At 69.0% G+C, this 12,542-nt stretch carries 10 protein-coding genes; 8 read left to right on the plus strand and 2 right to left on the minus strand.

Annotated features, from left to right (window positions below):
* Both argS and PcP3B5_RS02925 read right to left on the minus strand, forming a co-directional pair.
* On the minus strand, nucleotides 1-1,740 hold the full coding sequence (gene argS / locus PcP3B5_RS02920) for an arginine--tRNA ligase (protein ID WP_061560531.1): 1,740 nt from the start codon (nucleotides 1,738-1,740) through the stop codon (nucleotides 1-3).
* A gap of 192 nt (nucleotides 1,741-1,932) precedes the next feature.
* Nucleotides 1,933-4,152: a primosomal protein N' gene (locus tag PcP3B5_RS02925; RefSeq protein WP_061560532.1), complete on the minus strand. Its 2,220-nt coding sequence runs from the start codon at nucleotides 4,150-4,152 to the stop codon at nucleotides 1,933-1,935.
* Between the two features lie 220 nt (nucleotides 4,153-4,372).
* Between PcP3B5_RS02925 and rpmE the strand changes: the two genes are divergently transcribed.
* The 8 genes from rpmE to PcP3B5_RS02965 all read left to right on the plus strand — a co-directional run bounded on the left by rpmE (nucleotide 4,373) and on the right by PcP3B5_RS02965 (nucleotide 12,537).
* Entirely contained in the window at nucleotides 4,373-4,588 is a 216-nt protein-coding gene (gene rpmE / locus PcP3B5_RS02930) for a 50S ribosomal protein L31 (RefSeq protein WP_009615432.1), read from the plus strand.
* 23 nt (nucleotides 4,589-4,611) lie between these two features.
* The gene (locus PcP3B5_RS02935) at nucleotides 4,612-5,418 is read left to right on the plus strand and encodes a thermonuclease family protein (RefSeq protein WP_061560533.1); all 807 of its coding nucleotides are present in this window, start codon (nucleotides 4,612-4,614) and stop codon (nucleotides 5,416-5,418) included.
* The gene (locus tag PcP3B5_RS02940; RefSeq protein ID WP_061560534.1) at nucleotides 5,415-6,866 is read left to right on the plus strand and encodes a M48 family metalloprotease; all 1,452 of its coding nucleotides are present in this window, start codon (nucleotides 5,415-5,417) and stop codon (nucleotides 6,864-6,866) included. Before PcP3B5_RS02935 ends, PcP3B5_RS02940 begins: the two co-directional genes overlap by 4 nt.
* Before the next feature lie 104 nt (nucleotides 6,867-6,970).
* Nucleotides 6,971-8,239 (plus strand): malic enzyme-like NAD(P)-binding protein, encoded by a 1,269-nt coding sequence (locus tag PcP3B5_RS02945; protein ID WP_043269415.1) that lies wholly within the window; start codon nucleotides 6,971-6,973, stop codon nucleotides 8,237-8,239.
* A gap of 542 nt (nucleotides 8,240-8,781) precedes the next feature.
* Nucleotides 8,782-10,128 (plus strand): NfeD family protein, encoded by a 1,347-nt coding sequence (locus tag PcP3B5_RS02950; protein WP_061560535.1) that lies wholly within the window; start codon nucleotides 8,782-8,784, stop codon nucleotides 10,126-10,128.
* Nucleotides 10,125-10,892, plus strand: coding sequence for a slipin family protein (locus PcP3B5_RS02955; RefSeq protein WP_141766302.1), 768 nt, complete (start codon nucleotides 10,125-10,127; stop codon nucleotides 10,890-10,892). Before PcP3B5_RS02950 ends, PcP3B5_RS02955 begins: the two co-directional genes overlap by 4 nt.
* Before the next feature lie 93 nt (nucleotides 10,893-10,985).
* Nucleotides 10,986-11,759 (plus strand): phosphatase PAP2 family protein, encoded by a 774-nt coding sequence (locus PcP3B5_RS02960; RefSeq protein WP_061560536.1) that lies wholly within the window; start codon nucleotides 10,986-10,988, stop codon nucleotides 11,757-11,759.
* Between the two features lie 49 nt (nucleotides 11,760-11,808).
* A complete protein-coding gene (locus tag PcP3B5_RS02965) occupies nucleotides 11,809-12,537 on the plus strand; it encodes a substrate-binding periplasmic protein (RefSeq protein WP_058487665.1) in 729 nt (242 codons plus the stop codon).
* Nucleotides 12,538-12,542: the final 5 nt, after the last annotated feature.

Below are 12,542 nucleotides of genomic sequence, written 5' to 3' on the forward strand. Positions count from 1 at the left end.
TTACATGCGTTCCAGGGTTTCCAGGCCCAGCAGCTCCAGGCCCTGCTTGAGGGTGCGGCCCGTCAGTGCGGCCAGTTTCAGGCGGCTTTCCTGCTGCTCCGGGGTCTGCGCGGCGAGGATCGGGCAGTGCTCGTAGAAGCTGGAGAACAGCCCGGCCAGTTCGTACAGGTAGGCGCAGAGGATATGCGGCACGCCCTTGAGCGCGACATTGTTGAGCAAGTCGCCGAACTGCGCCAGCTGGGCGGCCAGGGCCTGCTCCTGCGGGGCTTCCAGGACGATCTTGCCGCCGACCTCGTCATAGCCCTTGCCCAGCTTGCGGAAGATGCTGGCCACGCGGGTGTAGGCATAGAGCAGGTAGGGCGCGGTGTTGCCCTCGAAGCTGAGCATCTGCTCGAAGTTGAAGCTGTAGTCGCTGGTGCGGTGCTTCGACAGGTCGGCGTACTTCACCGCGCCGATGCCCACGGCATGGGCGATGTGGCGCAGCTCGGCCTCGCCCAGCTCGGGGTTCTTGGCCTTGACCAGGGTGTAGGCGCGCTCCTCGGCTTCGTTGAGCAGGTCGATCAGCTTCACGGTGCCGCCGTCGCGGGTCTTGAACGGCTTGCCGTCGGCGCCGTTCATGGTGCCGAAGCCCATGTGCTCCAGGTCCATGCCGGCCGGGACGAAGCCGGCGCGGCGGGCTACCTCGAACACCTGCTGGAAGTGCAGGGCCTGGCGCTGGTCGACGAAGTACAGCACGCGGTCGCAGTGCAGCACCTTGTTGCGGTAGCGCATCGCCGCCAGGTCGGTGGTGGCGTACAGGTAGCCGCCGCCGGCCTTCTGCACGATCACCGGCAGCGGGTTGCCCTCGGCGTTCTTGAATTCGTCGAGGAACACGCACAGGGCGCCGTCGTCCTCGGTCAGCAGGCCCTTGGCCTTGAGCTCGTCGACCACGTTGGCGAGGTCGTCGTTGTAGGCGCTCTCGCCCTTGACGTCGGCCATGGTCAGCTTCACGCCGAGCTGGTCGTAGACCTTCTGGCAGTGCGACAGGGAGATTTCGTTGAAGCGCGTCCACAGGCGCAGGCACTCGGCGTCGCCGGCCTGCAGCTTGACCACCAGCTCGCGGGCGCGGTCGGCGAACTCGGGGGACTCGTCGAAACGCTTCTTGGCGGCGCGATAGAAGACTTCCAGGTCATGCAGTTCGGCCTGGGCGTCCACCGGCTGCTCTTCCAGGTAAGCCAGCAGCATGCCGAACTGGGTGCCCCAGTCGCCCACGTGGTTCTGGCGGATCACGGTGTCGCCGAGGAACTCCAGCACCCGGGCCACGGCGTCGCCGATGATGGTCGAGCGCAGGTGGCCGACGTGCATCTCCTTGGCCAGGTTCGGCGAGGACATGTCGATGGCCACGCGCTGCGCCGGGCCGGCCTTGCGCACGCCCAGGTGGTCGTCACCCAGGGCGGCGTCGAGGCTGGCGGCCAGCCAGGCCTGGTCCTGGAAGAAGTTGAGGAAGCCGGGGCCGGCGATCTCCACCTTGGCCACCTGCGGGTTGGCCGGCAGTGCGGCGACCAGTTGGGTCGCCAGGTCGCGCGGCTTCAGGCCGGCGGGCTTGGCCAGCATCATGGCGATGTTGCTGGCGTAGTCGCCGTGGCTGCGGTCCTTGGTGGTCTCGACCTGGATGTCCGGGCTCAGCCCGGCCGGCAGGGTACCGTCCTCGACGAGGCTGGCGAGGGCGTGCTGGATCAGCTGGCGGATGGTGTCTTTCATGGCGTTTCTCCGTGCTCGCGCGCGACTCGGGGCGCTCGACCGCATATCTGGCTCAGAACCGCGCATTATCGGTGCCTGAAGGGCGCAGCAGCAAGCCGTAAGCTTAAAGCTACAAGCAAAAGCCCATCTGGACCTTGATTTGCCCCAGTCAGATCGCTGCTTTTGCTTTTTCCAGCTTCCAGCTGCTCTTTCCTAGAACAAATCGATCGGATCGACGTCCAGCGACCAGCGCACCTGGCGCCCGCCCGGCATGCTTTCGAGGATCGGCAGCCAGCACGACAGCAGGCGGTGCAGCGGCACGCGGGCGCTGCTCATCAGCAGCAGCTGGGCGCGGAAGCGGCCGGCGCGGCGTTCCATGGGCGCCGGCACCGGGCCGAGCAGCTCGACGTCGCTGCCCAGTTGCGCCTGCAGGCGCTCGGCCTCGGCGCAGGCTTCTTCGAGGAAGCCTTCGGCCTGGCCCGGCTTGTGCGCCTCGGCGCGCAGCAGAGCCAGGTGGCAGAACGGCGGCAGGCCGGCGGCGCGGCGCTCGGCCAGGGCCTGGTCGGCGAAGGCGAAGTAGCCCTGCTCGGTCAGTTGCACCAGCAGCGGGTGGTCGGCCAGGTGCGTCTGGATCAGCACCCGGCCGGGCTCCTCGGCGCGCCCGGCGCGGCCGGCGACCTGGACGATCTGCTGGGCCATGCGCTCGCTGGCGCGGAAGTCGGCGGAGAACAGCCCGCCGTCGGCGTCGAGGATGGCCACCAGGGTGACGCGCGGGAAGTGGTGGCCCTTGGCGAGCATCTGGGTGCCGACCAGGATGCACGGCTCGCCCTTGTTGATGGTGGCGAACAGGTCGCGCATGGCGTGCTTGCGCGAGGTGCTGTCGCGGTCGATGCGCAGCACCGGGTAGTCGGGGAAGAGGATGCGCAGGCGCTCCTCGGCGCGCTCGGTGCCGGCGCCGACCGGGCGCAGGTCCAGTTGGCCGCACTTGGGGCACTGGCGCGGTGGGCGCTCGCGGTGGTCGCAGTGATGGCAGCGCAGCTCGCCGGAGCCCTGGTGCAGCGTCATGCGCGCATCGCAACGCGGGCACTGGCTGATCCAGCCGCAGTCGTGGCACAGCAGGGTCGGGGCGAAGCCGCGGCGGTTCAGGTACACCAGCACCTGCTGGCCGGCGCCGAGGGTTTCGCCGATGGCCCGTTGCAGCGGCATCGACAGGCCGGCGTCCAGCGGCAGGCTCTTCACGTCCAGGCGCTGGAACTTCGGCGCCTGGGCGCCGCCGGCGCGCTGCGTCAGGCGCAGCAGGCCGTAGCGGCCGCTGGCGGCGTTGTGCAGGCTTTCCAGCGAGGGCGTGGCCGAGCCGAGCAGGATCGGCACCTTCTCCAGGCGCGCGCGCACCAGGGCCAGGTCGCGGGCGTGGTAGCGCAGGCCTTCCTGCTGTTTATAGGAAGCGTCGTGCTCCTCGTCGATGATGATCAGCCCGGGGGTCTTCAGCGGGGTGAACAGCGCCGAGCGGGTGCCGATGACGATGTCGGCCTCGCCATCGCGGGCGGCCAGCCAGGCGTCCAGGCGCTCGCGGTCGGTCAGCGCCGAGTGCAGCAGGGCGATGCGCGCATTGAAGCGGCGCTCGAAGCGGCTCAGCGTCTGCGGGCCGAGGTTGATCTCCGGGATCAGCACCAGCGCCTGCTTGCCGGCCTCCAGCACCTGGTGGATCAGCTGCAGGTAGACCTCGGTCTTGCCGCTGCCGGTGACGCCGGCCAGCAGGTAGCTGTGGAAGGCGCCGAAGCCGGCGCGCACCGCTTCGCAGGCGGCGCGCTGCTCGGCGTTGAGCGGCAGCTCGGCCTGGGCCAGCCAGCCGCCGTGGTGTTCCGCCGGCACGTGGCGGCGGCTCTCCAGCGTGGCCAGGCCCTTTTCCACCAGCAGGTCGAGGCTGTCCTTGTTGATGCCCAACTGGCTCAGCAGTTCATGGAGCACGCCGTGGGGGTGCTGCTGCAGCGTCTGCAGGGCCTGGCGCTGGCGCGGCGCGCGGGCCAGGCGCGGGTCGTCCAGGCGCGCGCCGGGGACGGCGAGCCAGAAGCGCTGCACCCGCGCCTCGGCCGGCTCGCCCTGGCGCAGCAGGTTGGGCAGCGCCCAGGACAGGGTGTCGCCGAGGCTGTGCTGGTAGTACTGCGCGGTCCAGCGGCACAGCTCCAGCAGGTGCGCCGGCATCGGCGGCTCGCGGTCGAGCACGGCCAGCGCCGGGCGCAGCTTGTCCTCGGGCACTTGCGAGCTGTCCGACAGCTCCACCAGCACGCCGACGATCTCGCGGCGGCCGAAGGGCACGCGCAGGCGCACGCCGGGCTGCAGGCGGCCGGGGTCGAGCCCGCGCGGCGGCAGGTAGTCGAACAGGCGGCGCAGCGGCGAGGGCAGGGCGAGGCGCAGGATGCTGGGTCGGGGCACGCTGTGGGCTTTCCGGGGCGTCGTGAGGCGGCGATCTTAGCACGGGGCGCGGCGACGGTCGGTCGGCGCCCCGACTTGCGCTGGACAAAGTCTCTGGTATGATCCACGCCCTTAATTTGCGTGCGGTGCCCGGTAAAAGATCCCGCCCGCGGTCCTCGAAGGCCGTGGCTCGGCTTCTGCCAGAGACTGGGTGGCGGCACACCAACCAGAGGAAGACATCATGAAACCGGAAATCCATCCCGCGTACGAAGAAATCGAAGCCACCTGCAGCTGCGGCAACGTGATCAAGACCCGTTCGACCCTGTGCAAAGGCATCCACCTGGACGTCTGCTCCGAATGCCACCCGTTCTACACCGGCAAGCAGAAAGTCGTGGACACCGGCGGCCGTATCGATCGCTTCAACCAGCGCTTCGCCATGTTCGGCGGCAAGAAGTAAGAGCGATTTCCGGAAAAGCCCCGATGGCCTTTCCCGATCTGCTGAAAAAGGCGCCCCTGCGGGGCGCCTTTTTTGTGCTCGCGATTTGCCTGGGCGCCCCGGCCCTGGCGGCGTCCTGCCCGGCGCCCAGCGACGCCGGCACGGTGCGCGTGGCGCGGGTGGTGGATGGCGACACCCTGAAGCTGGCCGATGGTCGCAACGTGCGCCTGATCGGCGTCAACGCCCCAGAGCTGGCCCACGGCGGGCGCAGCACCGAGCCCTTCGCCGAGGCCGCGCGGCAACGCCTGCAGGCGCTGGTGGCGGCCAACGACGGCGAATTAGGGTTGCAGCTCGGACGCCAGGGCAAGGATCATTACGGCCGCACCCTGGCCCACCTGTACGACCGCCAGGGGCGCAACATCGAGGCGCAACTGCTGGCCGAGGGGCTGGGCTACCTGGTGGCGGTGGCGCCCAACACCGAGTTGACCGCCTGCCAGCAGGCCGCCGAGCGCGAAGCGCGCAAGGCCGGCCGCGGCCTGTGGAAACGCCCGCCGGTGCAGGACGCGCAAAGCCTGCGCCAGAGCGGCTTCGCCATCGTCCGCGGGCGCGTCGCCCAGGTGCAGCGCAATCGCGGTGGCCTGTGGCTGGAGATGGACGGTTCGCTGGTCCTGCGGATCGAGCCTAAGCTGTTGAAAGCGTTCGATAAGCGCACGCTGGAGGCGCTGCCCGGGCGCACCCTGGAAGCGCGCGGCTGGGTGATCGACCGCGCCGCGCGCGGCGCCGTGAAACCGGGGCAGGCACGCTGGATGCTGCCCATCACCGACCCGGCCATGCTGGAGCTGCTGCCATGACCAAGACAAGGATGCTGTTGCTCACCTGCCTGTTCACGCTGAGCGGTGTGCTGGGCGGCTGTGCGGTCAACCCCGCCACCGGCGAGACTGACTTCGTCACCATGAGCGAGCAGGACGAGCTGGCCCTCGGCCGCCAGGCCAGCCAGGAAGCGGCCAAGCAGTACCCGCGCTACGCCGACGAGAAGCTCCAGGCCTACGTGCAGCAGGTGGGCGAGCGCGTCGCCCGGGTCGGCGACCGGCCCACCCTGCAGTACCGCTTCACCGTGGTCGACAGCCCCGACATCAACGCCTTCGCCCTGCCCGGCGGCTACATCTACATCCACCGCGGGCTGATGGCCTACCTCAATTCCGAAGCCGAGCTGGCCGCGGTGCTGGGCCACGAGATCGGCCACGTCACCGCCCGCCACAGCGTGCGCCAGCAGAGCCAGGCCAGCGCCTGGAACGTGCTCGGCGCGGCGGTGGCCATCGGCACCGGCGTCAGCGCCGCCGGAGACCTCACCAACGTCCTCGGCACCGCCGTGGTGCGCGGCTACGGCCGCGACATGGAGCTGCAGGCCGACGGCCTGGGCGCCAAGTACCTGGCCCGCGCCGGCTACGACCCCAAGGCGATGATCCAGGTGGTGCGGGTGCTGAAGAACCAGGAGGACTACGCCCGCCAGGTTGCCCAGGCCAAGGGCGAGGCGGTGCAGCCGGTGGGCTACCACGGGCTGTTCGACACCCATCCGGACAACGATCGGCGCCTGCAGGAGGTGCTGGGCCCGGCCCAGGCCCTGGCCGGCGGCCAGCAGGAGGTCGGCCGCGACCGCTACCTGAAGGCCATCGACGGCATGCCCTTCGGCGATTCCGCCGAGTCCGGCATCCGCCGCGGGCAAAGCTTCTACCACGGCGAGCTGGGCTTCACCCTCAGCTATCCCAGGGGCTGGGGCATGCTCAACCAGCCCACCGCGCTGATCGGCTACCCCGAGGACCAGCAGGCCTACATCGGCATGAAGCTGGTGCCGCGCGACGGCCAACTAAGCCCGCTGGAATACCTGCGCAAGGGCGCCGGCGGCCGCCTGGCCGACGAGCAGGAACTGAACCAGGCCGGCCTGAAGGGCGCCACCGCGGTGATCCCCGGTTCGCCCGCGCGGCGCGTGGCGGTGATCTACAAGGACCAGGGCGCCTACCTGTTCGTGGGTGTGGTCAAAGGCCGCGCCTCGCTGGAAAGCCGCGACGCCGAGTTCCTCTCGGTGATCCGCAGTTTCCGCCCGCTGCGCGCCGACGAACGGAAGCTGGCCGAGCCGCGGCGCCTGCAACTGGTCCAGGCGAAGGCCGGGCAAAGCCTGGAACAGCTGGCAAAGGGCGGAAACGAGCCGGAATCTGACGCGATTTCTCGTATACGATTGCTAAACGATTTGTATCCAACTGGTCAGCCAAAACCCGGGGAATGGTTGAAAATCGTGCGTTAGCAGCATTGACACCGCAGCCCTGAAGCTATCTTGGCAGGCGCTTTCTTCCCGCGTATGCTCGGTCGCCCGTCTGTCCAACAAGCAATAAAGCGGAAGTGCCAAAAATGTCTGATCTCAAGACCGCTGCCCTCGAATATCACGCGCAACCCCGCCCCGGGAAACTCAGCGTCGAGCTGACCAAGCCCACCGTCACTGCCCGCGACCTGTCGCTGGCCTACAGCCCGGGCGTGGCCGAGCCGGTCCGCGAGATCGCCCGTGACGCCGAACTGGCCTACAAGTACACCGGCAAGGGCAACCTGGTCGCGGTGATCTCCGACGGCACCGCCATCCTCGGCCTGGGCAACCTCGGCCCGCTGGCCTCCAAGCCGGTCATGGAAGGCAAGGGCGTGCTGTTCAAGCGTTTCGCCGGCATCGACGTGTTCGACATCGAGGTCGACGCCGAGAGCCCGCAGGCCTTCATCGACACCGTCAAGCGCATCTCCATCACCTTCGGCGGCATCAACCTGGAAGACATCAAGGCGCCGGAGTGCTTCGAGATCGAGCGCGCGCTGATCGAGCAGTGCGACATCCCGGTGTTCCACGATGACCAGCATGGCACCGCCATCGTCACCGCCGCCGGCATGCTCAACGCCCTGGAAATCGCCGGCAAGAACCTGGAAAGCGCGAAGATCGTCTGCCTGGGCGCCGGCGCCGCCGCCATCTCCTGCATGAAGCTGCTGGTGAGCATGGGCGCCAAGGTCGAGAACATCTACATGATCGACCGCCAGGGCGTGATCCACGCCGGCCGCACCGACCTGAACCAGTACAAGGCGGTGTTCGCCACCGAGACCGACAAGCGCACCCTGGCCGATGCCCTGGAAGGCGCCGACGTATTCGTCGGCCTGTCCGGCGCCAACCTGCTCAGCGCCGAAGACCTCAAGCGCATGGCGCCGAACCCGATCGTCTTCGCCTGCTCCAACCCGGACCCGGAGATCAAGCCGGAACTGGCCCACGCCACCCGCAACGACGTGATCATGGCCACCGGCCGTTCGGACTACCCGAACCAGGTGAACAACGTGCTGGGCTTCCCCTTCATCTTCCGCGGTGCCCTGGACGTGCGCGCCACCCGCATCAACGAAGAGATGAAGATCGCCGCCGCCCTGGCCCTGCGCGACCTGGCCAAGGAGCCAGTGCCCAAGGACGTGTGCGAGGCCTACGGCGTATCGTCCCTGGAGTTCGGCCGCGAGTACATCATCCCGAAACCCATGGACAAGCGCCTGATCACCGTGGTCTCCGATGCCGTGGCCAAGGCCGCCATCGAGAGCGGCGTGGCTACCCTGCCGTACCCGAAGCACTATCCGCTGCAGTCGGTGGAAGACGTGTTCAAGGGCTGACCGGGCCGCTCTCTTTGGCTTGAGGCCGAAGGTGAAAGCGCCGTTTCTTCCGTGAGGGGGGAACGGCGTTTTCGTTTCTGGGGCTTTGTAGGAGCGAGCTTGCTCGCGAAGGGGGGCCCCCGGTGATTCCGCTGCCTTGGCTTGGCTCCGCTCCCTCTCCCTAACCCTCGGCTGCGCGCCCCGCCCTGAAGGGAGAGGGGACCGTTCGGAGTGCGCTGATGCTTCGGCGTTGGCCGGCGAGCACAGGGACTACCGGCTGAAACCAAGCCTTCTCTCGGCACGGACTAGCCCCCTCTCCCTCTGGGAGAGGGCTGGGGTGAGGGATGCGGAGCCAACCCGAAACACCACCGCCACCGGGAGCTCCATTCGCGAGCAAGCTCGCTCCTACGAAAAGCCGTGCCCACCCGGACGCTGGGCGCGGCCTCTAAACACCCTGCAACAGCCTGTCACGGGCATCCCGGGGCAGGGGACTATGCTGTAGGAAGGCGCCGCCCCTTCATTCGCCCGCGGCGCCGCTTCGGTCCTGGCCGGGGAGGCGTGCCATGCTCACGCTGTTTCGCCGCTGCGCTTTGCTCCTGCTGCTGTTCGCGGCCGGGGCGCTGGCGGCCCCGCCGGCGGTGGTGCTGACGGTGGACGGGGCCATCGGCCCGGCGACTTCCGACTACGTGGTGCGCGGCCTGCAACGCGCCGTGGACGAGGGCGCGCCTCTGGTGGTGCTGCGCATGGACACCCCCGGCGGGCTGGACAGCGCCATGCGCGACATCGTCAAGGCGATCCTCACCAGCCCCATCCCCGTGGTCGGCTACGTCGCCCCCAGCGGCGCGCGGGCGGCCAGCGCCGGCACCTACATCCTCTATGCCTGCCACCTGGCTGCCATGGCCCCGGGGACCAACCTGGGCGCCGCCACCCCGGTGCAGATCGGCGCGCCTGGCGCCCCGGAAAAGCCCCAGGGCAAGGACGGCAAGCCCGCCGTCAGCGAGGAGGACACCCTCAAGCGCAAGCAGGTCAACGACGCGGCGGCCTACATCCGTGGCCTGGCGCAGCTGCGCGGGCGCAATGCCGAATGGGCCGAGCGCGCGGTGCGCGAGGCGGTCAGCCTGTCCGCCGAGGAAGCCGTGAAGCAGAAGGTGGTCGACCTGCAGGCCGGCGACCTCGACCAGTTGCTGCGCGCCATCGACGGGCACAAGGTGCAGGTGGCTGGGCAGGCGCTGAGCATCCACAGCGCCGGCCTCGCCTGGGTCGAGCACCAGCCCGACTGGCGCACCCGCCTGCTGGCGGTGATCACCGACCCCAGCGTAGCGCTGCTGTTGCTGATGATCGGCGTGTACGGGCTGATCTTCGAATTCGCCAACCCCGGCCTGGCGCTGCCCGGCGTGCTCGGCGGCATCTGCCTGCTGCTCGGGCTCTACGCCATGCAGCTGCTGCCGGTGAACTACGCGGGGGTGGCGCTGATCGTCCTCGGCCTGGCCTTCATGGCCGCCGAGGCCTTCGTGCCCAGCTACGGCAGCCTGGGCATCGGCGGCATCGCCGCCTTCGTGATCGGCGGGCTGATCCTGCTGGACACCGACGCGCCGGGCTTCGGCATTCCCCTGGGGCTGATCGTCGGCGTGGCCACGGTCAGCGCGCTGTTCATCGCCGGGGTGCTGGGCGTGGCCATGAAGAGCCGGCAGCGCCAGGTGGTCAGCGGCGCGGCCGGCCTGGTGGGCAGCCTGGCGACCGTGGACGCGGTGGCCGACGGGGATGCCCACGCCGGCTGGGTACAACTGCAGGGCGAACAGTGGCAGGTCCGCTGCGCCCGGACCCTGCGCGCCGGCCAGCGGGTCAAGGTGCTGGCGCGCGACGGCCTGCGCCTGGAGGTGGCGGCCGACGACGAATCGGGAGGTGACTGATGGGTATTCCCTTCGGACTGCTGGTGGCGCTGGTCCTGCTGCTGATGCTGGTGGCCAGCGCCCTGCGCATCCTGCGCGAATACGAACGCGGGGTGGTGTTCCAGCTCGGCCGCTTCTGGAAGGTCAAGGGCCCCGGCCTCGTGCTGGTGATCCCGGTGGTGCAGCAGATGGTCCGCGTCGACCTGCGCACCGTGGTGCTCGACGTGCCGCCGCAGGACGTGATCTCCCGCGACAACGTCTCGGTGAAGGTCAACGCGGTGGTGTACTTCCGCGTGCTCGACCCGCAGAAGGCCATCATCCAGGTGGAGAATTTCCTCGCCGCCACCAGCCAACTGGCCCAGACCACGCTGCGCGCGGTGCTCGGCAAGCACGAGCTGGACGAGATGCTGGCCGAGCGCGAGCGCCTGAACCTGGACATCCAGAAGGTGCTGGACGCGCAGACCGACGCCTGGGGCATCAAGGTGGCCAACGTCGAGATCAAGCACGTCGACCTCAACGAGTCCATGGTCCGCGCCATCGCCCGCCAGGCCGAGGCCGAGCGCGAGCGGCGGGCCAAGGTGATCCACGCCGAGGGTGAGCTGCAGGCCTCGGAGAAGCTGATGCAGGCGGCGCAGATGCTCTCCCGCGAGCCCGGCGCCATGCAGCTGCGCTACATGCAGACGCTGGGCAGCATCGCCGGCGACAAGAACTCCACCATCGTCTTCCCCATGCCCATCGACCTGCTCAAGGGGCTGCTCGAAACAAATGGACAGACTAAGAAGTGACTGACGGCAGGTTGGATGGGGCTGAGGCGTCTACCCTGTAGGTTTTCTGAAAATTCCTTACCGTCCCCTTGCGGACGGACTACGGGGGAAACCATGAGCTACCGCAACCTGGCGGCCCTGACCCTAGTGTCATCCGCCCTTTTCGCCGGCTGCGCCGGCTCCCCGCAGATGAGCTGGTCGCGCGTCGGCGACTCCGCCCAGCGCGCCGTGCTCGATCCCGGCACCTGGGCGCCGGTGGCCGGCGCGGCGGTGATCGCCGCCGGCAACTGGGACCACAAGTGGCAGAAGTCCGCGGCCAACCACGAGTGGCTGTTCGGCGGCGACGCCAACTCCGCCGCCGACCACATGCTCAACGCCAGCACCGCGTTGAGCGTGGTCACCGGCCTGGCGGCTGCACCCAGGGGCAGCGAGGGCGAGGAGAAGTGGGCCTGGCGCGGGCGCAACCTGGCGCTGCTGGCCACCGACCGTTACGCGGTGACCGGCCTGGTGGAGGAGTGGAAGGAGGTGTCCGGGCGCGACCGCCCCGACGGCATCCCCGACGACTCCTTCCCCTCCAAGCACACGGCCGTGACCGCCGTGCACAACAGCTTCACCCGGCGCAACCTGGACTACATCGACATGGACCCGACCCTGCGCTTCACCGCCAAGGCCGGGCTCTACACGGTGGACGGGCTGACCGCGCTGGCGCGGGTGGAAGGCTCCAAGCACTACCCAACCGATACCTTGGTGGGCATGGCGGTGGGCAACCTCGCCGCCAACTTCACCTACAATCTGTTCCTTGAGGGATCGCCAGACAGCGCCTATTCCTTCGGTGTTCTGCCCGAAGCCGGTGGGGGAATGAGCCTGCGCGCGGCGATGCTTTTCTGAGTCCGCCCGCTTGCCGGTAGCGGGGCGCGGGCCTCGAGCAAGGAGAGCCATGCTGCTGCGTGCCCTGCTGATCGCCCTGGCCCTGCCGTTCTGCGTCCAGGCCGAGGAGCCGCTGAACCTGGTCGCCGACCGCTGGCCGCCCTATGCCGACGCGCAGATGCCCGGCCGCGGCCTGGCGGTGCATTTCGTCAGCACCGCGCTGACCCGCGCCGGCTACGCCATCCACTACGCCGAGGTGCCCTGGCCGCGCGCCCTGCACGGGGTGCGCAACGGCGAATACGACGTGCTGGTGGACTCCTGGTACAGCGCCGAGCGCGAGACCTTCGGGCAGTATTCCGAGCCCTACCTGGTGAACCGCCTGCGCTTCCTCAAGCGCAAGGGCTCGCCCATCGTCTTCGAGCGCCTGGCCGACCTCTACCCGTTCCGCATCGCCGTGGTCCGCGGCTACAGCTACACCCCCGAGTTCAATGAGGACCGCCGGCTGCACAAGGTGCCGGTGCTGTCCTTCCCCAACGCCGCGATGATGGTGGTCGCCGGCCGCGTCGAGCTGACTCTGGAGGACGAGTGGACCGCCCGCTACATCCTCGAACACGACCTGAAGGACGAGCGCCACAAGCTGGAGTTCCTGCCCCAGCCGCTGTCGGAGAACCCGCTGTACATCCTGGTCAGCCGCGCCAACCCGCGCCACGCGCAGATAATCGAAGACTTCAACCGCGAGCTGCGGCTGATGCGCGAGGACGGCAGCTACGACGCCTTCATGGACCTGCGCGGGCCCTGAGCCGG

Origin of the sequence: Pseudomonas citronellolis (assembly GCF_001586155.1) — a bacterium.
Lineage (GTDB): Bacteria > Pseudomonadota > Gammaproteobacteria > Pseudomonadales > Pseudomonadaceae > Pseudomonas > Pseudomonas citronellolis.